The sequence below is a fragment of the Pseudoalteromonas sp. 1181_04 genome (genome assembly GCF_052850545.1).
Genome location: NZ_VXCS01000021.1, coordinates 56,364 through 82,464, shown reverse-complemented (window position 1 = coordinate 82,464; position 26,101 = coordinate 56,364). Strand labels below are relative to the sequence as shown.

Sequence of the window (26,101 nt, the reverse complement as noted above, 5' to 3'; positions counted from 1 at the left end):
TGTTACCCTTAAAAAATTTCGTCTTTGATTAGCTCTTGAGTGAAATTCGACTCAAGCACCACCCATTGAAATACTGGTTTTTTAGTTCGCTTTTGATACTGCGGCGTACCTTTGCTATCGGTTTTATGAACTCGGCGCATACCTTGCAACGCCCTCATGTCGCCTGTTTTTTTTTGCGAGAGTGATAAAATCCTCAACTAAGCTAGGTGTTGATAATTCAGCGCTTATAGCGGTTGGTTTTGCTTTTAGAAATAATTCTTCCGTAAATTTTGCAACCATCTTTTCGTGTTGTTTTTGCGTTTTTGGCGCGAGCTCACCACGCAAAGCATTTACCTTCTTTTCAGCTGCGGCTTTACATTTCTTTTTGCTTACGCCAAATACACAAAACATATCAATGCCTACTTAGTTGTTATTAAAACGATGATAGCTAGCACTAAAACGCGCACTGTATTTACTGCTGCCATCTTTAAAAACTCTTTGCGCTGCTGCTTTGCAATAGCGGTTGAACTGTTACCTTTGATTGCCATGTAATCGTGCATTAGTCGTGGCACCAGGTGGTTTCGTAGTCGTTAGCATCAAGCCCATGGTCTAGCTCGATTTGACCCTTCATTGCGTACACATTGAAAAGTATTTTTTCCATTCGATATAAGCGGCCCATAGAGAGAGCGTCACCCGGCTTTTTGTCATCAACTTTAATACTTAAAATGTCGTATTTGCCCGTTTCTTTGTCTTTGCTTAAGTGCAAGTCAAAGTCACAGCGATGCTTGTCTTGGTCTGCTTCTTTGTCTATGTAGACTGATAACCAACGACCATCGCTGGAGTGGGCATTCTCGTCTATAATCAGCGTTATCTCGCCCTCGTATTCATTACCTTCTTGCGCCTCTTCAAGCAGCGAATTAACAATGTAAGAAAGCGTTATGTTCTCTGGCACTTCTGCCATTATTTCCGCAAACTCTTTATCGAGTATTTCGGCTAGGCGTGAATCGTAGAAACCTTGCGCAGCTACTTTTAAGCGGTTTAATACAAAGTCGTGATACGTTGGCAAGTCATCCAGATTTTCTAACTGCGGCATGATGGCATTGGTCATTTTTTCTTTTAGGGCTTTACCTAAATCGCTATAGCTGCGGAAAACATCATTAGCGGTTTCTTCTATAAGCGAATCGACCTTTTTGCTAATTGCTATTTCAAGCGCACCAGCTTGAATTTTTTCGTTAAGAATGCGTCCAAACATTTCTTGTACTGTTGCGCTGCTTGGGTCAATTGTTGGTTCAAATACTTCTGTTGTTTCGTTGCTCATTTTTATTCCTTATTGCTTACGCTGCTTGTTTAATTTTCATTGCTGGCTTGATGCCGCCAAGACCTTCAATTAAATAGTGCATTTTTGCGCATGCACTAGATGCTTTATTGCGGTTGGTTGTGAATCCGCAGCCAGGTAACGCCCAGCCTTCTTTGCCGTCTTTTTTAGTGCTTACTACAGTTGCTAAGCCAACCATGATGTTGTTGCAGTTAAGATGCTCGACCATGCGTAGCTGTGGAACTCTTGAATTACTCATATAAACCTCAATCAAAAAGAGCTTGCGCCCGAAGGCGCTGGGCTCGGTCGGAGTTAAAATTAAGCTGCGCTTTCTTCTGGTTCGCTTGGCTCGGTTACGGCAAAATAAACAGCCATACTTGCTTTAGCATCATTTAATGCGTTATGAGCACCTTCAAGCTCTTTGCCAATGAAGTGCTTATATGCCTCTACCAGTTTTGGATTTTTACCGGCTTTCATGGCTTTTTTAGCAAGAAACATAGAGCAATGATGGTCATCTTTTTGCGCCCACTGCTCTTGTGCTTTTTCATCAAAGAAGCGTTTCAAAGCGATGCGAACAATGCGTTGGTCAAAGGTTCTGTTGTATGCAATGCGCTCAGAGCCTTCACAAAAATCTAAAAGCTGTTGGATAGCTTCTTTTTCAGGGATGCCTACTTCGATTGCATGCTCGTTAGTAATGCCGTGAATATCGATTGTTTCTTGCGGGATAACCCAGCCATCGGGCTTGATAATTAAATCTAGCTCACCGATCAGCTCTTTTGTTTCAGGGTCATGCTTTACTGCTGAAAGCTGAACAATGTGCGGCTGGTTCTCACCATCGCTTGGGGTTTTCCAATCAGGCATGCCTGTCGTTTCTGTGTCGTAACTTACTAATGGTTTCATGGTATTTGCCTTAGTTTTATAATAGGGTGATGGTTAAATTAAGCTGTGCAATTAAGCGGCTATCGCTTTGTTTAAGCGCTGCTCTAACACTTCGATATAGCTTTCAGCTAAATCAAGTTGGTCGCAGATACGGTCTAGCTCTTCGCTTTCTGCGCGGTCTTGGCTGCTTGGCCACTGTGAAAGTGGTTGATAGCCTGTCATCGGCCCTGCGTTTTCAAACACTGGCGATTTGAACGACTCACCTAATAGCGGTTCGTTTTGGCCTAACATGCGGTTAACTTCGGTTAGCGCTTCATGCTCTTGCTGCTCAAGAGGGATTGAGCTTGATTGCTCGGCTTCAATTGCTTGATGTTCTGCGTTGCGCTGCGCGTTTAAATCGGCTTGCGCTGCTTGTTGCTGTGCTTCAACTGCGGCTTGTGCGTCAGCTTGGCGTTGCTGCTTTTCTTCTTTGAATTGCGCCATTTCCAAGCGGTCTTTAAGCTCTTCGATAACTTCAAGTTTTAGCTGATTTACTTCTTCTAAACGGTCGCCAAAGTCGCTTGCAGGTGGCGTGTAGCTTTCAAGTTGAGTGATACGCGCTGCGATAGTGCTGCTTGGGCTATCTTTGTAGTTCATTGGATCGCGGCGTAAGTTATCAATTCGTTGCTCAATAACACGCGCTTGTTCTTGCTTGCGCTGCTCTGCTTCAATTGCTTCTTGCTGGATGCGTAATTGCTCGCGCTCTGCTTCAACTGCTTCGGCGGCTTTTGCTGCTTGGTACATGTTATTAAGCGTTTCGAGCACGTCTTTTTTTGTGTCGATTGCTTCATGAATAAGCTCTTTATCAAATGATTCGGTTTCAATTAGATCAACGGCTTCAATAGTGTCTGCAATAAACTGTGAGTTTTGATTTTTGCTTTGTTCGATGAAAGAGCGCATACCATAAATTTCAGTGCGCTGATTATTTAAAAACTCTTCACGCTCTTTAGCAATGCGTGCAGCTTCTTCTTTGCGGCGTTGATCTTCTGCTTCAAACGGATCAACAACGACTGAAAATATTTTTGTTACATCGCTTTCCAGATCATCTGCGTAATTTTTAAGCTCGTTTGAATAGTCTATTCTGGCTCGACTGATCGCTTCTATAAGCTTATTTCGTCTTGTGCGTTTTTTTCTTGCATCTTTAAATGTGGCATCATCTGACATGTCAAAAACTAGATCGCTTGGAAATTCACTTCTCAGATCTTCAATGCCCTTTTCAGTTAATACATTACTGAACAACGCCACAACTTTGTTATCTGGTGAAACTTTGCTTGTACTCATAGTCTTATACTCCGTGGTTTAGTTTATTTAGCGCGTTTTGATGCGCTTGGTTAACGCGAGCCACAAAGTCACTGCTATCTACTTTGTTTGCTCGGCAATGCCCCTTAAGCTCTTGTAATAAGTGCTTATGGTTCAGGTTTAATACTGATTCGTTTTCTGCTGTGGTTATGCGATCCGCAATGGCCGTGTTTAACCAGGTGATAAATTTCTTATTTGCAGCTAGGGTGTTTTCACTCGCTTGCGCTTCTAACTCGGCTTTTTTGCGATCTTTAAGTTCAATCACTTTATTGCGTATCGTTATATTGTTTAACGCGGCAGCAAATTTATAAGCTTGGTTGTAATGCTCGCGCAGCGTTTCAAGGCTGGTTGCTTGCTCGATGGCATCAAGGTATTTGTCGAATTTAGCTGATGGTAAGGCCCAATCCGGCAGGGTAGGCGGGAACCATTCAGCATTCATTCGTGGACCACCTTTATTGCCTTTATTAAGCGGTATGCTTATAAACTCGCCGTTGGCTTTAAAGCGACTTTCTACCGGTGCACACACTGCAAACTCTGTATCGAGTGAGTACAAGTAGCGGCCAATACCCCATTGAACGGCTGTGCGTTTCATTGCGCCAGATAAAGCACCTTTAAGCGCTTCAATTTGTGTATATTCTGAGCCATCCCATTTAGTGATCCATTCATCACCAAACCGAATTTTTAAGCCGCACAAGTAGCCTTTACCGCTGGCTGCTTCTGTATAAACGTTTTCCCAGCTATCAATACCAACCACATCATCTAAACGCTGCTGAATAGCGCGGTTGGTGATGTAAGGAATGACCATTACCCATGGCTTGCTTGAGCCAGACACGCCACTTTGTTGAACGCGCCATTCAATGTCGTGTTCTTCAAACGGGTCTGCTAATAGGCGTTGAATTTCTGCTACTGATTTAACGTCCATCGTCTTAGCTCGCTAATTTGATTAGTGGAGCAAACGACTTATCTTGCTTTTTGTAGTCGCGGACTTTATCGAATGCGACTTGAAGCTGTTCTACTGCATCATCGTCAGTCAATGTGATCATGAACGATTCAACTGAAACGTCATTGATATACACAAACACATCAATAAACGGCTTTTGCGCGTTTGTGACGACATTGACTGAAACGTTCTCGCGAAAGTTGAATGATTCAATTGCTAGTGCTGCAACAAGTGCTTTTGCATCTAACGATATAGCTGAGTTTGTTTTAGTTAAGGACTTCATGTTATCACCTGGAATTTAAACTTTCTAAAATCAATAGGTGAAATTTAAGACATCTAAAATTAATTGTCAAACATAAATTTAAACTTTCTAAAATTTTTAAAGGCTATTTTAATTATTTAAAATTATTTTATAGATGGTTGTGAATTTTTGAAGGGTTTGCTGTCGTAGTTGGCATTAGGCCCAAGAGGGGCCTAATGTTATTCTTTTAAGTATAAATTGTGACAAGATCTAGCAATGAGCTGTGCAGCAGTGTCAGATTTTGCATCCTTGATATTATTCAATATGCATTCATCGGCATTTTTTGGTTCGATATAAGTGTATATTGCTGTAATCACGATAAAAATAATGATTACGCTTGCAGTGATCATATTTCTTGTTTTTTGATTCATATTACACCTTTATAAATATTAGCTGCATCCTAAAAGTCTTGAATCACTTGTTTCACTACTCCGATTATTGAGCAGTTCCCATTGATAGCTATTGTTGGGAATGTTTGATTAAAAGGGCGAAGATAACTTCTTCCTGCATCAATAACTAACTCTTTTACAGTTGCTTCGTTAGAATCATCTAACCTGGCGATAACTACTCGCCCGCTTTGAGGTTCAATATCAGGGTCGGCAATGACTACTGATCCTGCAGGTATAGATCTTCCCCCAGATGTTGACGTCATACTATCCCCAACTACACGCACGGCAAAAGCGTTGGGGCCTACTTTTGCAGTGGTTCTGTAACGTGAAACTGATTCGGAAACAAAGTTAACCTCTTCTATTTCTTTCCATGCGCCAGCTTGAACCCAAGATATTAGAGGAACAGTGCCCGTGATCTCGGGCCCTGCTTCTATATTTGATGCAAAACCAGTTCCTTGAAGTAGCTCCATAACATCAACTTTTAAAGCTTTCGCTAAGGGCTGTATCTGCGCTCCTTTTGGAGAAGTTATTTCAGATTCCCACTGAGAGATTGAGCCATGAGAAACGCCCACGTATTTAGCTAACTCTTTTTGAGTGTAGCCATTTAATTTTCTTAGGCGCTTTATGCGCTGATTTAAGTTTTCTTTATTCATGACTAAATCATAAACCCACTTGACTTTAGTTTCCTTTAGATCAACAATTTTAGAAAGCTATAATTTAAGGGTTATAAAAATGCTCCGAAAAGATGTTATCGCACACTTCGGTTCTGCAACTGAGGTGGTTAAACAATTAACTAATTTATCTCATGGCGCTGTTAGTCAATGGGAGGATGTGATTCCAATGGGTCGAGCTTATGAAATCCAAACCATTACAAACGGCAAACTAAAAGTTGATCGAAATCTTTATAACCGTAAGCAACCCAAATCAGCAGCATAGGAGAACTATAAATGCTTTTATCTAAAATGAGTACGTGTAACTCACGTCCAAGCACTCGCTGTCCCATGGCTGCGGCGGCGAGCCTTGTTGGTGACCACAATATATCTGATATTGCGCGAAAAATAGGCGTTGGTGAAAAGATATTGATCAATAAGCTTAACGATAACATTGATAGCCACCATCTAAATTTGCAGCAAGCCGTTGCTATTGGTGATGTTACCGGTGATCACCGTATTTTAAATGCGTGGGCGTATAGCCTGGGTAAAACGGTAATTGATTTACCGGAAGTTGGCTTATCTGATGAAGAAGTTGCTGATCAAGTACTAAAACTACAAGAAACGATTGGTGATTTTGCCAAAACCTTCCGACTTGCACGACAAAAAGGCGTGATCACTCAATCTGATTTTGATGCCATTCAAAAAAATACTCTTTCAATTATTACTACTGCACTCCAACTAAATGCGGAAATTGAGCAAATGGTTAGGCCTGATCCGAATGAGCCGGCTGCTGTTAATTCTGCATCGCTAAAGGTGGCTTAATATGAGCGATAACAATTTAAACCTGGTTGATGGCAAGTTTTATTCATTCTCTTTTAATGGGTGTGCCTGTGCAGGTGTTTTTATAAAGGCGCTTAAAGGTGATGACGAAGAAGATGGTTTTTATTGTAACGGTAAAGCTGTTTGCTCATTAGCTGACGCTGAGCAAATCAAGCCTTTGTATAGCGAGGGTGATTTACTTTCTGAGCATCAAAAAGGGTTAACAGCAGAAGAGTTTCGCGAAAAAAGCATCGTGAGCTGGAACCGATATGACGGCAAGGTCGATGAAATTGCATCGTTAATTGAAAAAGAGGCGACTCTGTATGGATTACATAGTCGCTCTTATGTTGGGTTTGTGTCAGACGTTGCTGCTTATGCGTTGGAAAAGCAAGGCATTGGCGTAAGCAGCTTAGTAATTTCAAATAAATAGCTAGCAGCCCACTTTACCTTGTTCGTAAACGGAAGGGGTCTTTTTGAGTTCACTTATGAGGTCAATATTTAGAAGTGATAGGCCTTTTTCGGTTATTAGGTAGGCGGTGTAGCCCTCTGCTCTAACTTCCATAGTGGTTAGAAATTTATTTTTAACTAAAAAATGAAGCGTTGGTTCAAGCAGTGGCCCATCAAGCTCACGATCAAAAGTAGGCTCATTATAGCTCTGAGGTTTGATGGTTAAGGGTAATGGGAATTGCTCTGCAAGGGTGTTTAAAAGTGGCTTTGCAATTTTATTAAAAGAAGAAATATCGAATTTCATGTTGTTGTCCTTTTGTTTGTTGGTTTAGTAATTCGCACTTGCATGCTAGCAGACAAAAGGGCGCTTTTTAATCAGTTTTAATTTTAGGTTTTATTTATGGATTTAGCAGATAGCGCACAGCAAGAAATGGAGCACCACGAAGCGCTCCAGATTGCGAATTTAAAGCGCCCAGAAGTAGTGCCAACAGATGAATGCATTGAGTGTGGCGCTGAGATCAGCGAGGGCCGTAAAAAGGCCATTAAAACCAATTTATGTATTGGTTGCGCTGAGTTATTTGAAATCAAGCGTAAGCAGTTTAGGCGCTGAGTATGGAACTTAACCATAGAAACTTATGCGATATAGCTGTGCGCTGGCTAAAGCGTCCAAGTAGTGGTGGTGGTCATGGGTGCCACATTGCTGTAAGTGAGGTTCGCTCTGGTTATTCGGGCGAGGTTCCTGATGCTATCGGCTTTAGGGCTGCTGGTTATATTGATGATGGCTCTGTTGTGGTTGAAGTAAAAGTGTCTCGCTCTGACTTTCTTGCTGACGCGAAAAAGCCCCACCGGAACGGTGAAACGCCAGGTATGGGTAATTGGCGTTACTACATGTGTCCAGAAGGCCTGATCAAGCCAGAAGATTTGCCCGATAAATTTGGGCTTTTGTATGTAAACAAGCGCGGTCATGTAAAGCACATCGTTAGCCCATTCACAGGCGAGCGTTATTACAAAGACGTAGCTGATTGGGTAATCAAGAACCGGTTTGAACCAGATCAAATGCGAGAGCAATTTATTTTAGTGAAGTTGTTTGCGCGTGTGGGTGATGCTGAACAGTTGAATGCAAAGCTTAAAGGCGCTTATGCGGAGACTAGTAGATTGCAAAAAGAAGTTAATAAGTTGCGTGAACGTAACACTGAACTAAGCCGTAGGGCTTGGCGTGCTTTGGCTGAGCAAGAAAAAGTGCAGAGTCAGCAGGTTTCAAAATAATTATGTAAGTATCTATATCAAGAAGAGGCGCGAGTTACAGCAAAGGCTGATGTAACTCGCAGATAAAAGAAAACCCGCATCAGCTTTGGTCGGCACGATAGCGGGTTAAATTCATCGAGGTAATTATGGCTAATTTAGCTCCAGTTTACAAGTTTCCTGATAAGCAGGACCAAACAAAACAGGCCGAGGTTATTACTGTGGCAAGTTTAGAGAATGGCTTTACTCGTTTAGCTAACGATTTGCTAGATGCTGGGATTGGTCATGACATGACTAAGCGGCAATACAAAGTGTTTTTAGCGGTTATACGCAAGACATATGGCTTTCAGAAAAAGCGTGATCGTATTAGTGGTTCTCAATTATCTGAGCTCACAAAGATGCCTAGAGCACGCTGTAGTGAAGTATTGAATGAGCTTATTGAAATGAAGTTGATCATTCGTACTGGCGGCACTCAGGGTGAACTTGAAATCAACAAAAAAACAGGCGAATGGTTAGAGCACAAACCTAAGAAGTGTTACCGAAACAGTACTAACAAAAAACCAAAACAGTACAGTACTGAAACAGTAACACTTAGTAGTACTGAAACGGTAACACATGCTAGTACTGAAACAGTACATACAAAAGAAAGACTTAAAGATAACTCTAAAGATAAGGAATTAACTAAAGTTAATTCTTGCTCAGAGCCTTGCTCTGAACCGGCCATCGCATGGATACCAACGAATAAAAAAGATGAGCGCTACGAAATAACTCAACGCCAGATTGATGAATGGTCTGAAACCTATCCAGCAGTAAACGTTTTACAGCAACTTCGGGAAATGTATTCGTGGAGCAACGCAAACCCGACACGGCGTAAAACTCAGCGGGGTATGCCTCGATTTATCGTTAGCTGGTTATCGCGAGAGCAGGATAGACCATCACCAGTAAGCCACAGCAGGCAATCCAATAACGTTGGTGATCAAATGGCTGCAATGCAAGCTGCTGTTGCTCACATCCCTAAACTTCATGATGACGAGGTGGTTGGATGAATAATCAAATATCAACTATCAATCAATTACAGCGCTGCCCGGATCAATTGCTTGCAAGTTTAATCGGTGGTGAAATTTTGCCAGCGTTAAGAGCCTACTACCCAGCAAGTGATTTTAACTGGCGTGGGAATTTAGAGCAGACAGCAACGGAGTATGCAAACCAGCTTTTTGGTATGAAGTTTCTGGTTAAAGAAATTCGTGCCGCGCTCGACTTAGCAAGATTAAGGTCAGTCTCTGAGCGCCATGCACCGAACCCAATTGAATTTAAAATCTTATGCTTGCAGGCACGTGGCATGCCAACGCTTGAGCAATGTATGAGCGAGATAAACGAGCAGCGCATCAAGAGTTACGGGAAAAGCAAGGAGTGGTCAGAGCCTTTAGTTTATTGGTTGAACCAGCAAATAGCCGCAGCTCGAGTAAACCTACCCGATACAGCTTGGCAAAAAATGGCAAAAGACCGCTACACAAAGCTTGCAGATAAATACGGAAAGAATGAGTTAAGCCCAATCCCTTTGAAAATTGAGCATACCGCGCAACCGGCTTATTTGAAGTACGTGGGGTAGCTCATGAAGTCATATGAGCAAGATCAGAAAGAGTTTATTCGCGCACTCAAGCAAATACTTGGTAGCGATTACCAAAACGCTTTATCAGATGCAAAAGCAGCAAAGTCCGCAGCACTTGAAGGGATAAGTAATCCATCACCTAAGCAAACGTGGTTTGCAGTTGCAGAAGGTAACCGTGCAATGGCAAGGCATGCTAAAGGGCATGGTGTTGATAGTGTTCCGCAGTACATCAAGGACCAAAAAGAGGCGGCTAAAGGTAAATACGCACAGCGTAACAAAGCGCACAGTCAAAACAGGCAGGCGGCAGCGATGAGTAGCATCAAAGCGAATCCGGGCAACTTTAAATCAAACAAAGTGCCAGCTAATCAGGGTTATTCGCTTAATGCTGAACTTGAAAAAACATTTAAGGCGGCTAGAGCATGAAGCTAAGAGAAATTAAAACAGGCGAATACTGCTTGGTAACGAGTTGCATAGGCGGTGGTGGAATAGCATCGATAATTTTCCAAGTTGGAAATTTTAGAAGTGAAAATAATCGCACTTTGTACTTTGCCGGTCCCCACCCTAGTTGGTGGGAATACCCAAGCATGAAATCGATCACATGCCATGCAGATTATGAAGTCATTAAAGTAAAAATCAAAAAGGAAAAAATCAATGTCAGCAATTAAAAAAAGCACTATGCAGCAACTATCAGCAACAGGGGAACTGATCAGCGATGGTTTTTTATCTGCAGCTAAAAACCATGCAGCTAAAGCTATTACTAATGGACAGCAGCCGAATATTAATAAAGCGACTGAGTTGTTAGTTAAATCGACAACGGTGATTACAGAGCGCTACAACTTGCCTAGGGAATTACGAGATTCGCTAATTGCAGCAACCGCAGAAGTGCTAATGATCGCGCATAAAGAAGAAATTGCAAATGCGAGTCAGCCAAGTTCGCCAGCCCAATGTAGCAAGGTTGCGTAGATGGGTGAAGTCGCATTAGTTAAGCGTGCTGATGGTGCGCTTATGCCTGCAGCCAATATTGATATTGAAATAGTATCAAACTGGAAAGTAGGCAGCGCTTATAAAGTTAACGCAATAAAGATGAACCCTAGGGCATTAGAGTTTCACCGCCTTTATTGGGCTGGATTAATAGGTTTGACGCTTGAGTATTGGCAACCGGCTGGTGGACTAATTGGGCCTAGTGAAAAAAAAGTTTTTCAGGGTTTGGTGGCTTATGGCGAAAGGCAGGGGATCAACTCAGAAGGTTTAAAACAATTTATAAATATGTATGCGCAGGATCTAAAAAGTCGCAGAGCCGGCAACGTTGAAGTGCCTCACAAATCTAAAGAAGCGCTACACGAATGGATAAAAGAAGAAGCTGGACTTTATGACTTGGTACTGACTCCTAACGGAACTAAGCGAGTAACTAAATCAATCAACTTCAATTCAATGAAAGAAGAAGATTTCAGAGCATTTTATAAAAAAGCATTTTCAGTTTGTTGGAGCTTCATCTTAACAAAAACATTTGATGATCCAGAACAAGCAGAAAACGCGATTAATCAACTCATAGCAATGGGGTAGTAATCAATGTCAGTCATTAGCAAAAAAATACGCAATAGCGCACGCGGCCAACAGTGCCAAGTAAGAATACCAGGTGTATGCAATCACAATCCGGAAACGGTAATACTTGCTCACGTTGGCAAAGGCTCAGGTATGGGCCAGAAGTGTGATGATATTCACGCTACTTACGCATGCTCAGCCTGTCACGATGTTATTGACGGCAGAACACCGCTTGGCGACCCGAGATATAACCGGATTTATGCATATGAAGGCATGGTAAGAACACAAAAGCTTTTACTCGAGCAAGAACTGCTGAAGGTGGCGAAGTGATTAATTTAACATTGCCATACCCACCAACAGTTAATCATTACTGGAAATCATCAGTAAAACGAGTGACAGCAAATAAAAGCCGGGTAGTAACGAGAGTAAGTGATCAGGGAAAGGCATTTGCAGAGCATGTATTTTGGTTGGTGCGAGAACAAAAGGCCAACCAAAAGCTACAGGGCAACTTAAAAATCGAGGTGAATATCTATGTGCCAGATAATCGCCGTAGAGATATAGATAACTTATGCAAGTCTCTATTCGATGCTTTGCAAAAAGCCGGTGTTTATTTGGATGATACGCAGATAAAAGACTATCGCATGATTCATTGCGGAGTAGTCAAGGGCGGCAAGGTAGTTCTAAGCATAGAGGAAATAGAGCTATGAATGATAAGCCGAGTAAATGGAAAGCGTTTAAAGCTCATTTTTTGAACGCAGAACAAGCCCGTTACATCGCAAGCTTAAAAACAGGACAGCTAGAAACATTCGACCTGTCTTGGCCTTGTTTAACAACGATTCCGCCATTTGCAACAGATGAAGAGCTAGCAGCACACAGAGAAGTTACCGCTATATTTAAGCGTATGGGAGTGAGATAATATGCCTATATTTGAACAAGTTAAAAAAATGGTTAAAGGCACTGAGCTTGAAGGATGTATTAGACCACTCCCAGATAAAGGTAGAGTGTATCTAAGGTTTGACATTGACGATTCCGATCCGAAAGAACAATGGTTTGAATATACCGAGATAAAAGAAAGTCTTAAAAGGGTAGGACTTCGCTTTATAGACGAACCTGATAATGTGTTGGTTGAGCATGACTGTATATCTGGCGATATAGAGCTCATAATCGAGGGGGATTTATAATATGCAGCCAGTTAAACTACTAGCAAAGCTAACAACAAAAACACTTAATTTAACTGGCACTTTCGGGGGGAGTGGTCAAGACGTTATTGATTGGCGGACAGCGGCGCATGCCCTTGTTGGTTTACCACAGTGCCAAACTAATTGGGCCTACTTTCGTTATGTAGGGGAAGAAACACGACTAAATAAAGTTGTACGCTCACTTACAATGCACATAACGTTATTCGTTAAGATTAAACGCTTTAAAGTAAAGCCAGAAACACTCAACGGCATTGTAATGTCAGCTATCTATGAGTATGTACAGCCAGTGTGCAACGAGTGTGACGGTAGCGGTTTAGCGCCAGGGCAAAAAGCAACAAACATAAACGCTGATATATGCATAAAATGCTTTGGCAGAGGCAGAAAGCCAGTATCAAACCGCAGTCGATGCAAAATTATCGGTATAGATAAGAAAAGCTATACCAGCTCGCATGATGAAATAACCAAAGAGCTGTTAAGACTAATAGCTGGCTGGGAAAGCGATATCTTTAAGAATATTCGTGAAAAGATGGGGGAGGTAGCATGAGCAAAGTTGATGATGAATACGGTATAGCTGACATACTAAAGAGCCACAACGCAGAAAAAGCACTTCCAGAAGTTGCCGCTAAGTTTGATTCGATATGCACTCAGTATATGCGTAGTAGAGAGCGAATAGAAAAATCTGCATTTACCAAGGTTAATTGCTACTTAATGCAAGCCATTTTGGACTGTGAAGGCGACGATTCAGCATTGAGGCAAAGAATTGAATCAATCATCGAAGGCTTAGGCGAAGAAGTTGAAGTGAAAGATAAGCATTGATAAATACTGGTATCCCTGCATTACAACAATCAAGGTCCATTTACTGCGCACAAACCATAAAAGAAAGTGCGCAAAGTGCGCAGCAATAAGTTGTTGATTTTAAAAACCAAGTATAGAATCATAATATTACAACTGCGCAAATGCGCGATTAAATACGTCAAAACAAACATAATGCGCACAAGACTGCGCAAAAGCATGAAATAAGGAGATAACCATGCTAGATAAACTTACCAACTTAACAGTCATCCCCGTTGGGTATGGCGAACACTGTAACTTCACATTACGCATAGATACCGAATCAGAACATCTAGAAGCGTATTTCAATAAGAACGACACTAAGGCAACGCTTGCTTACAAGCTTCGTGCTTTGGCTGATAAGATTGAAAGTGTTAAGTATTAAAACATTTCGAATGTACCCTAATTATTTTGAAGATATTTTAACTGAACTTTATAACTCCCCTAGAATGGGCGGAACTAATGATGAGATAAATGAAGCCGCAGAAGAGTTTGGATTAAAAAAGGAATCTGTGTGCGTTAAATATTTATCAAAAAATGACATGTTAAAATTTGGAAGATATTTAAAATTTTATTTTAAGGTGGAATATTATGAAGTTTGAATTAGAAATATGGAACTCACACCAAGAGTTATTTAATAAGGTAGTATTGGAAAAGGTTGATTCTGGCTGGGTTATGGATGGAATGGGCACGGCTCGTGATAAACAAGAGTCGGATAAAAAAGGGGATAATTTATTTACCATGCTAAGGACCGATTATTATACAATTCCTGATGAGCGGGCTTACTGTATTTTAAGTCATATTTGGGATTCACTTCACGACTTTGAAATGAATGAACAAGAAGCTCAAATCAAGTTAACGGAACTTTTTGATTGGATTAGTCGTAACGAAAAGACTAAACCGGCCTTGGATTAAAATTTGATTAGCTTGCAAACCCCCCAATCCTGATATACTATTTTCCATGTTGAAGAAATCCGCTTAGTTTTGTTGCTTGCGGATTTTTTTGTGCCCATATTTTGTATTTAGAGTTGCCGTGTTAATATTTCTTCTTCATAAACATGAGGGAGTTTTATGCGAAAACCAGATTTAATGACAGTTGCAGCTGTTGTGCTATGCATTTGTTCGGGAGTTATTTTAGGGCAGAGTTTTTCATTTGAAGTGAAGTTGAGTGATTTAATTGCACTAACCGCTACATTGATTACTTTTTGGTTTGCCTATAATGGACTTAGGCATAATGAAAAACAGTATATGAACTCTGTTAGACCAATATTATGTAAGTATGAAGAATTCGATAGTGACATTTTTCAGTATGAATTATCAGTGCAAAATCTTGGAACCGGCGCGGCTTTAAATGTCGACTTTATAATTGACTCGAATGGATCAAAAAGAACGATACCCGAATACATTAATTTCATATCCCCTAACATTGAAATAATCCATACCTACATTAGCGAGCCTGCTGGCTTATCACGAGATGCTAATTGCGTAATACTGAGATTAAAAGTACCTAATATTAATGAGCTCGAAAAACTAAAAAGACGAATAGGAATTGCTAAGCTGATATTGTCCTTTGATGATATTCAAGAGCAACGAGAGATTACAAGTTTTCATTTGGGGTTTAGTTTTTAAACCTCACTAAAGCTTACAGCCCGCATATTGCGGGTTTTTTTATGCCTGCAATAAAGGTCCAATATGAAACTTTTACTTAAACGCTTCCCAACACCACAAGGTATTTTTGGTACGTTCGGTGAGCTGTATGTGGATGGAAAGTTCTTTTGTTACACCGTTGAGCGTGAGTGGAAGAATAACGAAGGGTACGTATCGTGTGTTCCTATCGGTGTTTATGACTTCTTGCCGCATGAAAGTCCACGTTATGGCGATTGCTACGCACTTGAACAAGAAAAGCTAGGTGTTACTCGTTATGGCCCGTCGCAAAGAACGCATGTGCTAATGCATGTTGCAAACAAAGCGAGCCAATTAGCTGGTTGTATCGCGCCAGGTGAAAGCCTAGGCACAGTTAGCGGAGAGTGGGCAGTAATCAATAGTGAGAATACGTTTAACAAATTAATGGATTTACTGGATGGTCAATCCACAACGCTGGAGATAGTAAACGCATGAGTAACATATTCACAAAGGCGATAGACTTTTTTAGCGGTGGCTTTGGCTCGTCAGTTGTTGACGCTGTTAAAGAATATTATCCGCCAAGTATGAGCGAGCAGGAAAAGGCAGAGCTTGACTTTCGTATTCAAAAAGCAGTAGACGAGAAGGCATTAAAGGGCCAAGAGCTAACGAACGAAGCGCAGGCCGAGTTTAACAATCGTATTGCTGAGTTGGAAGGCACAGCCAAAGACCTCAAAACAATACCTGTTCTTGGTCCCTTAATGCTTTTTTTACGCGGTTGCCAACGTCCAATATGGGGTTATTCAACTCTATACATGGATTTCATGATATTCAGTGGTAAATGGAGCGGATTATCTGATGCCCAAGAAAGTGCGCTTTGGATTATTAATTTGTTAGTGCTTGGCTTTCTGTTCGGCGAAAGAGCAATAAAAAACGTTACGCCGCTTATCGAGCGCATTGTCAAAGCTAAACTAGGAAAAGCCTAATGCCACAAGAGACAGGTCCAATCATCAAACATTTACTGGATCTTGGTCTTGGTTATGTTTGGTTCGTTTTACTTGCTGTATGGGGTGGTACTGTGAATTACATTAACCGCCGTAAAAATGACAAATTACCATTTAGTATTGTTGAATTAGTTGGTGAGTGGGCTGTTAGTGGCTTTGCAGGAATTATCACCGTGCTTATATGTCAAGAGCTTGGTATGTCAGTAACGATAACTGCAGCTACAGCAGGTATCGCAGGTCATATGGGTGGCCGTTCAATCTTTTTGCTAGAGCGTTACTTTCAGCATCGCATTGGCATTAAGGGCAGTAACGGTGATAAGTAGTGTCAAAATGGGACGATTTAAGCGCGCTATTTCTAAAAGAGCATGCTGAAACTGGTATAGGGCCGCGTGAATTTTGCGAAAGTAACAGTATCAACTACGCGACCGCCAGACGATATATAAAACTCCCTCAAGCCAACTTAAAGAAACCACCAAAAGCGAAAGAGCGTAAAACCAAGGAAGGAAAGCAAAAGCCCGGTGTAAAGCCTGGTAGTAGAAACCTGCATTTAGTTAAGCATGGCGGTTACACAAAATATTTTAATAATGATGTGAATGAGCTTGTTGAAGCAACAACACTGGAAGATGAATTAGATCTTTGCAGAGCGCGTATTCATATGGTTATGGATGCTATTCATGGCATTCAAAAGCTATTAGATGATCCCGACACTGACAATGAGGCAAGAACACGACTTTATGAGTCAATGTTTAAAGCCGAGAATGCGCTTGATAGAAACGTCCAGCGTGTTGAGTCAATAATTAAAACATTATCTAATCTTGAAACAGATACGCTGGCTCGCGGCAAGCTGATTGTAGAAACTGCTCGCATATCACAGCAAACCAAAGCACTAGTCAATTCGACTAAACGCGGCAAACATCAAGCAGAAATTGCAGAGCATGAAGCAGCTAAAGCACGTAAAGAAGCGGGCGGCACTAGCAAACTTGATAATTTCATTGATAAGCGCACAGGCGGATTAGATACGGTTGTTAGCCAATAATGCAGCCAAAACTAGCTAAATACCCCAAAAGCACTTGGTTAACACCAGAAGAACGCTTTGAACTAGATGAAGTTGAATTGCTAGAGCGCTGTGAACCCTACTTAGATTGCTGGTGGTGGCGCATTAACAACCTATACATTATCGCTAACGAAAAGGGCCAAGAGGTTTTATTTCGTTGTCGTGTAGCGCAAACAGTGCTGTTTATGACCATGTGGTTTTTAAACATCATCTTAAAAGCGCGTCAGTTAGGTTTTAGCACGGCTATTCAAGTTTTTATTCTTGATCATGCCATGTTTAACGACAATCGTCAGTGCGGGGTGATCGCACAGGGTAAAGATGAAGCGGGTGCAATATTCTCGTCCAAGATACTTTACCCGTATGAGCGGCTACCAAGTTGGTTAAAAACAGGCAAACGCTCAGTTAAAAGCAAAACGGGCACCGGGATAAAGTTTAATAACGACTCATGGATTAGAGTTGCCGTGTCGTTTCGTTCTGGAACGCTGCAGGTTTTACACGTATCAGAGTACGGCAAGATATGCGCTAACTATCCGCTACGAGCAGACGAAGTTCAATCAGGCTCGTTAAATGCTGTGCATGAAGGCTCTTATATATTTATAGAGTCAACAGCGGAAGGCGCAAGCGGCAATTTTTTTGATATGTCAGTCGATGCGATGGAATTGTTAGCGTCAGGCTTAATGCTTGGACCACAAGATTTTAAGTTTCATTTTTACCCTTGGTTTGATGATCCAAAGTACGTTGCACCAGTCCCAACGGGCGGACTAAAACTTACAAAGGAAAAGGCTAAATACTTTAAATCAGTTGAAGCGGCCAACGGCGTAACGCTCACAGACGAGCAAATTAGCTGGTACATAGGCAAGGAACGCAACCAAAAAGGCAAGATGAAACAGGAATACCCATCTACACCGATGGAGGCATTCTTAACATCAGGCCGCAAAGTATTTGATAGTGATGATTTGATGCGCGTAGAAGGTCGCTGCGTTAAGCCGTTAATCGTGTATGAAGTTGAACCATACACAGGAAAAATGAAAAAGATGAATGGCAAAGTGGACCTGTCATCTAAAGCTGCTGACAAATTAGCGCAATCAACACTAGGTTACTTACTCGTTTGGGAATTGCCAGACGAAGATGAAGATTATGCGATCGGTGCCGATGTTGCTGAAGGATTAGAACACGGCGATCGCAGCTCATTAGACGTTGTCGCTAAATCGGACGGGCGACAAGTAGCGCATTGGTTTGGTCACATTGATCCCAAGCGCTTTGCTCACATCAATAAACACATTGGCTTAATGTATAACAAAGCGTTTATTGGTGTAGAGCGTAACAATCACGGACATGCGACATTACAAGAGCTTGTTGATATTTACCCAACAAGCCGAATTTACACGGAAGAACACATTGATCGCGAAGATACGGACGAAGAAACCAAAAAAGTCGGTTGGCATACCAGCGCACAATCAAAACCAATTCTGACAAGTGGCCTAGACGAGCTGCTTACTCACGACAAAGACGGGATAGTTTGGCGCGGCACAGTCAATGAGCTCAATACGTTTGTTTACGATAAAAAAGGACGCATGGGCGCACAATCAGGCGGCTTTGATGACCAAGTAATGAGCTATGCAATAGCACAAGAAATGCGCGTAAGAATGCCTAAGCGACTAATTAAAGATAACACTCCTGCACCACACAACCCTAATCATTGGATGGCACGTTAATACATGGCTGATTTTGCAAAAAATAAAGAAGGCTTTACGCTTGATAAGCTTTTAACGCTATTGGGCGACATTGACAGTCAACCCGATTGGCGCACGCCTGCAACAAAAGCATGTGCTTATTATGACGGTGATCAGTTAAGCGAAGCTGTTAGAAAAGTTTTAAGAGATCGCGGCCAACCTGAAATTGTGCACAATATGGTAGGCCCTACTATTGACGGCGTGCTTGGCCTTGAGGCGCGTTCACGTTCTGACTTAATGATTGTTGCAGATGACGAGCAGGGCGAAGAACTAGCGAAAGCATTAAACGAGAAGTTTAAAGATACTTGGCGCTTAACCAATGCTGATCGCGCTTGCTCTGATGCGTATGCAAGCCAGTTGAAAGCAGGTATTGGTTGGGTTGAAGTGACAAGAAACCCTATTCCGTTTGCTGCGCCATACCGAGTTAAATTCATTCATCGCCGCGAGGTTTGGTGGGACTGGAATGCGCAAGAAGCTGATCGCAGTGATGCACGTTGGATGATGCGTAAGAAGTGGATGGAGTTAGACGAAGCGCTTGCAACGTTCCCTGATCACAAGGAAATACTCAAGCAATCAGTCAATCAGTGGGAAGATTTCTTAAACACCGTTGATGAAGAGCATACAGAAGATCATGCGCTTCATTCTGCATGGCATGATAGCCAAAGCTGGAACCGCGCAACAAGCGAATGGCTAGATCAGCAACGTAAGCGCGTCCTACTGCAAGTTATTTACTACAAAGTATGGAAGCGTGCACACATCATTCGTTTAAGTGATGGTCAAGTCATTGAGTACGACAAGAACAACCAAGTGCATTTGGCAGCGGTAGAAAGCGGCCGCGTTCAACTGGAATACGCCGCATTCCCTAAAGTGCGTGAAGCGTGGTTCGTTGGGCCACATCGAATTATTGACAGGCCAAGCGAAGCGCCAGACGGCATGTACAACTTGATCCCATTTATCGGTTACCAAAAAGATGCAAGCGGCGAACCTTATGGGCTAATTAGCCGCATGGTGCCAGCGCAAGACGGGATTAACATGCGCGTTATTCGCCTGAACTACCTTTTACAAGCCCGCCGTATCATTGCTGATGAAGATGCAACGCAGTTGGGTGATCAGCGATTAAAAGAAGAAGTTGAAAAACCAGATGGTTATATTCCGCTTAATCCTGAGCGAAAGAACAAAACTAAAGCCTCTGATGCAATCAGCATTCAAAATGACGTAGGTATCGCAGCGCAGCAGTTCAATCTCATGCAAAACGACATGAAGCTGATACAGGACACGGCAGGCGTTTACAACTCGATGCTAGGACAAGACAGCAATGCAACGTCAGGTGTTGCTATCGCTAACTTAGTTGAGCAAGGAACTACAACACTCGCAGAAATTAACGATAACTTTCATTACTCACGCAATAAAGTGGGTGAGCTGGTCCTTGCATATAACATCGAAGATTTAAAGCCGCAAAACAATGTACAGGTAACAGTTAATCGCGATGACAAAGCTAAGCGCAAGCAAATTGTATTGAATGAGCCTAACGAAAATGGCAAACGCAATAATGATGTTGCGCGTTGGAAAGGCCATATAGCGCTCGCGCCAGTTAAAGCAACGCCAACGTATCGCCAGCAGCAAGCAACGCTCTTAAGCAACGTTATGAGCCAAATACCGCCAGAAGCGCAAGCCGCAGCAATGCCGATGTTTGTTGAATTGATGGACTTGCCAAACAAAGAAGAGTTTATAGCAACGCTACGTCAGGCATTGAACATTCCTAAGCCTCAAGAAGATATGAGCGAAGAAGAGTTGGCCGCAGCCCAAGCCCAAGCTGAAAAAGCACAGGCCATGGAGCAGCTACAAATGGAAGAGATCCAAGGCAAATTAGAAGAGCTTCAACTTAAACGCGAAGAGCTGAAAGCCAAGATCATCGAAATTCAGAAGCGTACTGAAACAGAAGAAGTGAAAGACGATAAGTTGATCGCTGAAACTGAAAAGATTTTAGCTGAGGTTCGCCGCAGCAATGCCGAAGTAGCGGCAATGAAATCAACAGTACGAGCCAATATTCAACAACAACTCGATTCAATAAAGGTGTAGCAATGAGCGATACACAGCAATTAGAAAGTTTGGACCATATTCCTGCTGAACACATGGAGCAGATAAAAGCAGTGGCTAAAATGTGCCATGAAACTAACCGCTCTTACCTATCTGTAATGCGTGACACTGTTAAGCCTTGGGGTGAGCTAGAGCAACAAGACAAAGACAATACCATTGAGCAAGTAGCTTTCTTAATCCTCAACCCTGAATCAAAAGTATCTGCATGGCATGACGCATGGTTAGCAAAGATGATTGTCGCTGGTTGGAAGTTCGGCCAAAAGCGTTCAATTAAAAGCAAAACACATGAACAATTAAAGCCTTTTCACCACTTACCAGAAAAGCAGCAAGTAAAAGATGCGCTGTTTCATACCGTTGTACAGCAAGCTATTCACGCAGGGTAACAAGATATGAACTTACTCAAACACTGGTTTTTAAAATACATAATGCCAGCGTTTGAGCCGGCAACGATTAAACATACTCACGATGTTAAAAAGCCCACATCGTATAACACTAAAGGGCAGAGGGTAACAGCAATTAGCTAGGGAGGTTTTAATGTAAAGCTTCGCAAACCATACAGATAAGATTTAGCTACGCAGAAATAAAGCCGCTTTTGAGCAATCAGAGGCGGCTTTTTTGTGCGATGCACAAAATTCGCAGGGGCAGCGATACGCCTAAATTTTAATTTTCGTAACCATGCGTTAAATGGTCGATGGGGTAACAACGTGGATGAACTAGACGAGATATTAGCAAATGGCACTGATGAAGAAATCGAGGCGGCACTAGCCGGTCTTGATATTGATGGTGACACGCTTTTTGGTAACGAAGATGGCGAAGAAGCGCCTGTAGTAGAAGCCAAAGTAGAAGTTCCACATGTAGATTCAAAGCCAAAGCAGGAAAGCAAGCCAACTGAAACAGACGTAGAAGCGGCACCGTCAGCCGAAGAGGGCAAGCAAGGTGATGTGCCAGAGGGTTATGTTGAAATCGATGGTAAGTATTACGTAGAAGCAACGGACGTTAGCAGTAAAAACGGTCAACACAGCTTGCCGTATGAAGTGCTAGCACAGGCGCGTGAACGTGCCACTGCAGCCGAAGCTGAACGCGAACGACTAGCTAAAGAAAAAGCAGAGCTCGAAAGCCAATTTGCAGAGACCAAGCGTGTAGCAGAACTACACAGCACACAGCTTAAAGAGGCTGGAATGGATCCGCGCAAGTTACCTGGTGAAATGCTGAAAGATCCTGAGTTAATGAATCGTATCAAGGATGAATATCCAGAGCTAGGCGAGTTGGTAAGCGAATTAGCAAACCAAATGCAGCAATACGGCACCAAAGCCCAACCAGAACCGCAAGCGCCAGCACAAGACGATGTGCAAGCAGCATTTGATCAGTCACAGCACTTGAAGCAGTGGCGAACAAATGACGCGGACAAGTGGGATATGGCACAAGTTATTGATAGCAAACTCGCTAACGACCCATCGTTTGCAAGCAAAACGGTTGCAGAGCGCTTTAAAGAAGTTGAAAAGCGTGTTCAGAGTGCGTTTGGCGAACAACACAAACCTAAGCCAAGCGATAGCACTGCTGCACCAATTCCAAATACCCCCACTGACGTAGGCTCACAAGCAAACGACTTAAATTCGCAGGCCAACTTACTCGATAAAGATGCCGGTACGATCACGGCTGAAATGGCGAGTATGACAGAGGCGCAAGTTGAAGCCCTGCTAGAGAGCGCGTCAGATTTTCTCTAGGAAATTAAAATGAGTACGATTACTAAGGCACAAGCAGCCAAAGCGTTTGGCGCTGCCCTATTTACACACACACGACGCATGAATACGTTTGTGAACATGCTAACTGGCGCAGCACCGCAATCAGCAAAAAAAGATATGGCACAGGGTAAAAAGCAAACTGAAAAGGGCGCGCCTGTAGTCATGATCAATGACCTGCAAAGCCAAGCCGGTGATACGGTTGAAATGGATTTATTTCACAACCTGAACGGCTTGCCAACAATGGGCGATAAAAAACTGGAAGGCCGAGGCGAAAGCTTAAGCAAAACAGTGTTTGAATTGAGCATTGACCAAGGCCGTAAAATGGTAGACAGCGGCGGTAAAATGTCGCAAAAGCGTACTAAGCACAACCTGCTTACTACAGCTAAAACGTTGCTAGGTAACTACTACAACGATCTGAAAGATGAAGTCGCGATGTATCACTTAGCCGGTGCACGTGGTTCGTTTGCGCCAAGCGATATTATCGTGCCGCTTGATGATCATGAAGAGTTTGCAGAAATCATGGTTAATGAAGTCACAGCGCCAACGTATGACCGTCATGTTTTTGGTGGTGATGCGACTAGCTTAGAAAGCATTGATTCAGCAGATATTATGACGCTTGAAAAGCTGGACGACTTAGCGCTTATTTTGGAAGAGCAATCTAATCCAATGAAGCACATTAGTTTTGAAGCGGATCAAATGGCTAACGAGTCGCCGTTCTTCTTGTTATTCGTAACACCGCGTCAATGGCGTGACTTATGGGCTTCTGCAACTGATAAGAAGTTGCAAGAGCTTCAATCTCGCGCAATTAAACGCGGACAAGGTTTCAATCACCCGGTATTTAAAGGTGATGTGATCATGTGGCGCAACATTCTTGTTCGTCAATATCGTAAGCCAGTACGCTTCTATGCGGGCGACACGGTTACTGTCTCTAACAACGATAAGCTTGCTACAACTAAGCAGGTTACTGCCGGTACTGATATTGACCGCGCTATCTTGTTGGGCGGCCAAGCGCTTGCAAATGCCTATGGTAAGGCCGAGTCTGGCACTCACTTCCATATGTCGACTAAAAAAGTGGATCATGATAACGGCAATGAAACCGCAATTGTGTGGATGAATGGCTGTAAAAAAGTTCGCTTTGCGGATAAATCGGGTCGCGTAAACGACTACGGCACAATGGTACTTGATACTGCTGTATCTCTATAACTTGCACTAATGGCGGCTTAGGTCGCCTTTTCTTAATTAATAGGTAATAACCATGAGTAAAGAAACGTTTTATAAAGGTGCACAGGGCAACTTGTCACTGCATGTTGTGACAATTGCGCTTGCGACCTTGGCTGCGGATAGCTCCGTTGTTGCCACTGACAACCTGCCAATCGGCACACAAATTACCGGCGTTCGTATTGTAAATGCAGCGCTTGGTGCTGATACGGAAGTGACAGTGCAAATTGCTGATCGTGAAGGTAACTCAACAGACTTAGCCGTGTTCGATACTGTTGCTGCTGGAAATGGTAGCGCGTTTATTAAACCAATTTATATCGGTGATGAAGGTCCAAGCGATCTAGTCATTGAAAATTCAGGGACAGGCGCGGCCACTGGTGAAGTGACCATTCAATTAGAGTATCGCTTTAAGGGCTATTAAGTCTTAGCAATACACATTTAAACAGCCCTGCTTATGCGGGGCTTTTTTTGGAGTAAATATTATGGCTGATAAAGTCAATATCGTTTACATAGGCTCTAAGCCTGTAAAAAAAGATACTGTTTGCGGCACTCGTCTTATTTTTAAGAAAAACCAACCGGTTCCGGTCGATGCTGATCTTGCAACTCGTTTTTTGGACTATCCGAAAGTTTGGATTGCCGAAGAAGATCTTGAAAGCGTGCTAAAAGCCCAAGAGAAAGCGGCTAAAGCAGCAGAAGAAGCCCGATTAGCGCGTGAAGAAGCTGAAAAGCAAGCTGAATTTGATGCGAACATGGTTGTTATCGTTGACGGTGACGAAGTTGATTTAGGTAAGTACAACACAAATCAGCTAACTACATTTGCTGAAGCACACGATCTTGAAATTGAAGGACCTAAAAAGCCACTTCCTGAGTTCAAGAAAAAAGTACGTGATGCGTTTCGCGCTTTAGCAGATAACGGCGAAGGCGAGGAATAACCAGTGGCGCAATTATCTAGCTTGATCCCGTTAGTTCGTGAGCGCTGCGGGGGCGTTCTTGATCAAATGGCGAAAGACCAGCTAGGTCGCGCCTATCAAAAGTTTTGCTATGAGTCTTGTTTTTTGGCCCGGACTCAAGAAATTGAGCAAGGGCAAAGCGGGGAACTTAGCATTGATAGCGATCATGTTTTTGTTGGTGTTGATTTTGTTTTAAATGCCAACGGCCACGAACTTGAAAGTGCTGATGATTACACAGTATCACCAAGTGGTATCGTGACTGTATTAAGCACAACGCCAAAGGTTCGCGTTTTTTACCATGTAGCCCCGCAATTTTTACTACCAGACACCTTTGAAGCAGACAATATCATTGTCAATCGATGGGCTGACGCTATCGCAGATGGTGCCGCTGCAAATCTAAAGATGATGCCAAACACTCAATGGTCTGATTTATCGCTATCAGATTACTACAAGCGCCGTTTTACTGATGGATACCGCGAAGCATACCGCGTTGCTATCAATGCACTGGACGAGCAAAGACCCACCAAATCAAGAGACTTTTTCTAATGGCTATTGTTACATCGAACGAAATTTTAACGCGGGTTAATAAACTGCTTAATGATCCCGGCTATACGCGTTGGCCTAAAGACGAGCTATTAAATTATCTGAACGATGCTCAACGTGCAATTGTTTTGCGCCGTCCTGACTCATACACGGCAGATATTGACGACTTTGCGTGCGTTGAAGGAACTAAGCAAGCGCTACCAGCCGATGCGCTCAAGCTTATTGATGTGACACGTAACGAAAGCGGTAAAGCCATTCGTGGCCCATATAACCGCCAAGTGCTAGATGACAACTACGACACATGGTACGCGGGTAAAACAGCAACCGAAGTCGAGCTTTATATTTATGATGAACGCAACCCTAAAACGTTTTATGTTTATCCAGGCGTTGTTGCCAACATCAACTTAACACTTGTCTATTCTAAAGCTCCTGCCTCTATCACCATTGAAAATAACGACACTGGCGAAGTGATCGCGCTCGATGACATTTACGTCAACGCAATCATCGAATGGATCTTGTATCGTGCTTACGCAAAAGATGCTGAATACGCTGCTGATCCAAATAAAAGTCAGATGCACATGAATGCGTTTAGAAGTCAGCTCGGAGAGAAAAACCAAGCTGATGTTGCAATGATGGGCCAAGAGAAGGGGCAGTAAT

Annotated in this window: 44 protein-coding genes; 34 read left to right on the top strand and 10 right to left on the bottom strand. The window is 42.6% G+C overall.

Annotation, left to right across the window (positions count from 1 at the left end):
- Positions 1–8: 8 nt before the first annotated feature.
- From FW757_RS17345 to FW757_RS17305, 9 genes are all read right to left on the bottom strand, one after another.
- Entirely contained in the window at positions 9–158 is a 150-nt protein-coding gene (locus tag FW757_RS17345) for a hypothetical protein (RefSeq protein WP_446441510.1), read from the bottom strand.
- A 380-nt stretch (positions 159–538) separates the two neighbouring features.
- The gene (locus FW757_RS17340; protein ID WP_446441509.1) at positions 539–1,297 is read right to left on the bottom strand and encodes a hypothetical protein; all 759 of its coding nucleotides are present in this window, start codon (positions 1,295–1,297) and stop codon (positions 539–541) included.
- A gap of 16 nt (positions 1,298–1,313) precedes the next feature.
- A complete protein-coding gene (locus FW757_RS17335) occupies positions 1,314–1,553 on the bottom strand; it encodes a hypothetical protein (RefSeq protein WP_446441508.1) in 240 nt (79 codons plus the stop codon).
- A gap of 59 nt (positions 1,554–1,612) precedes the next feature.
- Positions 1,613–2,194, bottom strand: a complete 582-nt coding sequence (locus FW757_RS17330) for a 3'-5' exonuclease (RefSeq protein WP_446441507.1) — start codon at positions 2,192–2,194, stop codon at positions 1,613–1,615.
- A 51-nt stretch (positions 2,195–2,245) separates the two neighbouring features.
- Positions 2,246–3,493 carry a hypothetical protein gene (locus FW757_RS17325; protein ID WP_446441506.1) on the bottom strand — a complete coding sequence of 416 codons (1,248 nt, stop codon included), beginning with the start codon at positions 3,491–3,493 and terminating at the stop codon, positions 2,246–2,248.
- Positions 3,494–3,497: 4 nt separating this feature from the next.
- Positions 3,498–4,433 carry a Rad52/Rad22 family DNA repair protein gene (locus tag FW757_RS17320; RefSeq protein WP_446441505.1) on the bottom strand — a complete coding sequence of 312 codons (936 nt, stop codon included), beginning with the start codon at positions 4,431–4,433 and terminating at the stop codon, positions 3,498–3,500.
- Between the two features lie 4 nt (positions 4,434–4,437).
- A complete protein-coding gene (locus FW757_RS17315) occupies positions 4,438–4,734 on the bottom strand; it encodes a hypothetical protein (RefSeq protein ID WP_446441504.1) in 297 nt (98 codons plus the stop codon).
- 197 nt (positions 4,735–4,931) lie between these two features.
- Positions 4,932–5,123 carry a hypothetical protein gene (locus FW757_RS17310; protein ID WP_446441503.1) on the bottom strand — a complete coding sequence of 64 codons (192 nt, stop codon included), beginning with the start codon at positions 5,121–5,123 and terminating at the stop codon, positions 4,932–4,934.
- 29 nt (positions 5,124–5,152) lie between these two features.
- Positions 5,153–5,794, bottom strand: a complete 642-nt coding sequence (locus FW757_RS17305) for a LexA family protein (RefSeq protein ID WP_446441502.1) — start codon at positions 5,792–5,794, stop codon at positions 5,153–5,155.
- Between the two features lie 79 nt (positions 5,795–5,873).
- Here FW757_RS17305 and FW757_RS17300 point away from each other — a divergent pair, with 79 nt between their 5' ends.
- The 3 genes from FW757_RS17300 to FW757_RS17290 are packed head-to-tail and all read left to right on the top strand — an operon-like array spanning position 5,874 to position 7,043.
- A complete protein-coding gene (locus FW757_RS17300; RefSeq protein WP_446441501.1) occupies positions 5,874–6,077 on the top strand; it encodes a Cro/CI family transcriptional regulator in 204 nt (67 codons plus the stop codon).
- Positions 6,078–6,088: 11 nt separating this feature from the next.
- Positions 6,089–6,616 carry a phage regulatory CII family protein gene (locus FW757_RS17295; protein ID WP_446441500.1) on the top strand — a complete coding sequence of 176 codons (528 nt, stop codon included), beginning with the start codon at positions 6,089–6,091 and terminating at the stop codon, positions 6,614–6,616.
- A 1-nt stretch (position 6,617) separates the two neighbouring features.
- Positions 6,618–7,043, top strand: a complete 426-nt coding sequence (locus FW757_RS17290) for a hypothetical protein (protein ID WP_446441499.1) — start codon at positions 6,618–6,620, stop codon at positions 7,041–7,043.
- Here FW757_RS17290 and FW757_RS17285 read toward each other — a convergent pair whose 3' ends face one another.
- Positions 7,044–7,364 carry a hypothetical protein gene (locus FW757_RS17285; protein ID WP_446441498.1) on the bottom strand — a complete coding sequence of 107 codons (321 nt, stop codon included), beginning with the start codon at positions 7,362–7,364 and terminating at the stop codon, positions 7,044–7,046.
- Between the two features lie 96 nt (positions 7,365–7,460).
- Between FW757_RS17285 and FW757_RS17280 the strand changes: the two genes are divergently transcribed.
- From FW757_RS17280 to FW757_RS17130, 31 genes are all read left to right on the top strand, one after another.
- On the top strand, positions 7,461–7,670 hold the full coding sequence (locus FW757_RS17280) for a hypothetical protein (protein ID WP_446441497.1): 210 nt from the start codon (positions 7,461–7,463) through the stop codon (positions 7,668–7,670).
- 2 nt (positions 7,671–7,672) lie between these two features.
- Positions 7,673–8,326: a hypothetical protein gene (locus FW757_RS17275; RefSeq protein WP_446441496.1), complete on the top strand. Its 654-nt coding sequence runs from the start codon at positions 7,673–7,675 to the stop codon at positions 8,324–8,326.
- A gap of 125 nt (positions 8,327–8,451) precedes the next feature.
- Positions 8,452–9,348 carry a replication protein gene (locus FW757_RS17270; protein WP_446441495.1) on the top strand — a complete coding sequence of 299 codons (897 nt, stop codon included), beginning with the start codon at positions 8,452–8,454 and terminating at the stop codon, positions 9,346–9,348.
- On the top strand, positions 9,345–9,911 hold the full coding sequence (locus tag FW757_RS17265; protein WP_446441494.1) for a hypothetical protein: 567 nt from the start codon (positions 9,345–9,347) through the stop codon (positions 9,909–9,911). The genes FW757_RS17270 and FW757_RS17265 overlap by 4 nt, the downstream gene beginning before the upstream one ends.
- Positions 9,912–9,914: 3 nt before the next feature.
- Positions 9,915–10,334, top strand: coding sequence for a hypothetical protein (locus FW757_RS17260; protein WP_446441493.1), 420 nt, complete (start codon positions 9,915–9,917; stop codon positions 10,332–10,334).
- Positions 10,331–10,576 (top strand): hypothetical protein, encoded by a 246-nt coding sequence (locus tag FW757_RS17255; protein ID WP_446441492.1) that lies wholly within the window; start codon positions 10,331–10,333, stop codon positions 10,574–10,576. Before FW757_RS17260 ends, FW757_RS17255 begins: the two co-directional genes overlap by 4 nt.
- Entirely contained in the window at positions 10,563–10,874 is a 312-nt protein-coding gene (locus FW757_RS17250) for a hypothetical protein (RefSeq protein ID WP_446441491.1), read from the top strand. Before FW757_RS17255 ends, FW757_RS17250 begins: the two co-directional genes overlap by 14 nt.
- Positions 10,875–11,474, top strand: coding sequence for a DUF1367 family protein (locus FW757_RS17245; protein WP_446441490.1), 600 nt, complete (start codon positions 10,875–10,877; stop codon positions 11,472–11,474).
- 6 nt (positions 11,475–11,480) lie between these two features.
- Positions 11,481–11,783 carry a DUF1364 domain-containing protein gene (locus FW757_RS17240; protein ID WP_446441489.1) on the top strand — a complete coding sequence of 101 codons (303 nt, stop codon included), beginning with the start codon at positions 11,481–11,483 and terminating at the stop codon, positions 11,781–11,783.
- On the top strand, positions 11,780–12,160 hold the full coding sequence (locus tag FW757_RS17235; protein ID WP_446441488.1) for a RusA family crossover junction endodeoxyribonuclease: 381 nt from the start codon (positions 11,780–11,782) through the stop codon (positions 12,158–12,160). The genes FW757_RS17240 and FW757_RS17235 overlap by 4 nt, the downstream gene beginning before the upstream one ends.
- Positions 12,157–12,369, top strand: a complete 213-nt coding sequence (locus FW757_RS17230) for a hypothetical protein (RefSeq protein WP_446441487.1) — start codon at positions 12,157–12,159, stop codon at positions 12,367–12,369. Before FW757_RS17235 ends, FW757_RS17230 begins: the two co-directional genes overlap by 4 nt.
- A 1-nt stretch (position 12,370) precedes the next feature.
- Positions 12,371–12,634, top strand: a complete 264-nt coding sequence (locus FW757_RS17225) for a hypothetical protein (protein WP_145242619.1) — start codon at positions 12,371–12,373, stop codon at positions 12,632–12,634.
- 1 nt (position 12,635) lies between these two features.
- Positions 12,636–13,196, top strand: coding sequence for a hypothetical protein (locus FW757_RS17220; RefSeq protein ID WP_145242617.1), 561 nt, complete (start codon positions 12,636–12,638; stop codon positions 13,194–13,196).
- Positions 13,193–13,468 (top strand): hypothetical protein, encoded by a 276-nt coding sequence (locus FW757_RS17215; protein WP_145242615.1) that lies wholly within the window; start codon positions 13,193–13,195, stop codon positions 13,466–13,468. The genes FW757_RS17220 and FW757_RS17215 overlap by 4 nt, the downstream gene beginning before the upstream one ends.
- A gap of 214 nt (positions 13,469–13,682) precedes the next feature.
- Complete coding sequence (locus FW757_RS17210; RefSeq protein WP_446441486.1) at positions 13,683–13,868, top strand: hypothetical protein; 186 nt, start codon at positions 13,683–13,685, stop codon at positions 13,866–13,868.
- Positions 13,855–14,085 (top strand): hypothetical protein, encoded by a 231-nt coding sequence (locus FW757_RS17205; RefSeq protein WP_446441485.1) that lies wholly within the window; start codon positions 13,855–13,857, stop codon positions 14,083–14,085. Before FW757_RS17210 ends, FW757_RS17205 begins: the two co-directional genes overlap by 14 nt.
- Entirely contained in the window at positions 14,075–14,398 is a 324-nt protein-coding gene (locus tag FW757_RS17200) for a hypothetical protein (protein ID WP_446441484.1), read from the top strand. Before FW757_RS17205 ends, FW757_RS17200 begins: the two co-directional genes overlap by 11 nt.
- Positions 14,399–14,554: 156 nt before the next feature.
- A complete protein-coding gene (locus tag FW757_RS17195) occupies positions 14,555–15,112 on the top strand; it encodes a hypothetical protein (RefSeq protein ID WP_446441483.1) in 558 nt (185 codons plus the stop codon).
- A 63-nt stretch (positions 15,113–15,175) separates the two neighbouring features.
- The gene (locus tag FW757_RS17190; protein ID WP_446441482.1) at positions 15,176–15,601 is read left to right on the top strand and encodes a DUF5675 family protein; all 426 of its coding nucleotides are present in this window, start codon (positions 15,176–15,178) and stop codon (positions 15,599–15,601) included.
- Positions 15,598–16,089: a hypothetical protein gene (locus FW757_RS17185; protein ID WP_446441481.1), complete on the top strand. Its 492-nt coding sequence runs from the start codon at positions 15,598–15,600 to the stop codon at positions 16,087–16,089. Before FW757_RS17190 ends, FW757_RS17185 begins: the two co-directional genes overlap by 4 nt.
- On the top strand, positions 16,089–16,430 hold the full coding sequence (locus FW757_RS17180) for a phage holin family protein (protein ID WP_089368074.1): 342 nt from the start codon (positions 16,089–16,091) through the stop codon (positions 16,428–16,430). The genes FW757_RS17185 and FW757_RS17180 overlap by 1 nt, the downstream gene beginning before the upstream one ends.
- Positions 16,430–17,143, top strand: a complete 714-nt coding sequence (locus FW757_RS17175; protein WP_145242601.1) for a hypothetical protein — start codon at positions 16,430–16,432, stop codon at positions 17,141–17,143. Before FW757_RS17180 ends, FW757_RS17175 begins: the two co-directional genes overlap by 1 nt.
- On the top strand, positions 17,143–18,876 hold the full coding sequence (locus tag FW757_RS17170; RefSeq protein WP_446441480.1) for a hypothetical protein: 1,734 nt from the start codon (positions 17,143–17,145) through the stop codon (positions 18,874–18,876). Before FW757_RS17175 ends, FW757_RS17170 begins: the two co-directional genes overlap by 1 nt.
- Before the next feature lie 3 nt (positions 18,877–18,879).
- Complete coding sequence (locus tag FW757_RS17165) at positions 18,880–20,973, top strand: portal protein (RefSeq protein WP_446441479.1); 2,094 nt, start codon at positions 18,880–18,882, stop codon at positions 20,971–20,973.
- A 2-nt stretch (positions 20,974–20,975) separates the two neighbouring features.
- Positions 20,976–21,374, top strand: a complete 399-nt coding sequence (locus FW757_RS17160) for a RyR domain-containing protein (RefSeq protein ID WP_446441478.1) — start codon at positions 20,976–20,978, stop codon at positions 21,372–21,374.
- Positions 21,375–21,695: 321 nt separating this feature from the next.
- On the top strand, positions 21,696–22,715 hold the full coding sequence (locus tag FW757_RS17155) for a hypothetical protein (protein WP_446441477.1): 1,020 nt from the start codon (positions 21,696–21,698) through the stop codon (positions 22,713–22,715).
- A gap of 9 nt (positions 22,716–22,724) precedes the next feature.
- Positions 22,725–23,936, top strand: a complete 1,212-nt coding sequence (locus FW757_RS17150) for a N4-gp56 family major capsid protein (RefSeq protein ID WP_446441476.1) — start codon at positions 22,725–22,727, stop codon at positions 23,934–23,936.
- 52 nt (positions 23,937–23,988) lie between these two features.
- On the top strand, positions 23,989–24,372 hold the full coding sequence (locus FW757_RS17145; RefSeq protein ID WP_446441475.1) for a hypothetical protein: 384 nt from the start codon (positions 23,989–23,991) through the stop codon (positions 24,370–24,372).
- A gap of 61 nt (positions 24,373–24,433) precedes the next feature.
- A complete protein-coding gene (locus tag FW757_RS17140; protein ID WP_446441474.1) occupies positions 24,434–24,883 on the top strand; it encodes a hypothetical protein in 450 nt (149 codons plus the stop codon).
- Positions 24,884–24,886: 3 nt separating this feature from the next.
- Complete coding sequence (locus tag FW757_RS17135) at positions 24,887–25,447, top strand: hypothetical protein (protein ID WP_446441473.1); 561 nt, start codon at positions 24,887–24,889, stop codon at positions 25,445–25,447.
- On the top strand, positions 25,447–26,100 hold the full coding sequence (locus tag FW757_RS17130) for a phage adaptor protein (RefSeq protein WP_446441472.1): 654 nt from the start codon (positions 25,447–25,449) through the stop codon (positions 26,098–26,100). The genes FW757_RS17135 and FW757_RS17130 overlap by 1 nt, the downstream gene beginning before the upstream one ends.
- Position 26,101: the final 1 nt, after the last annotated feature.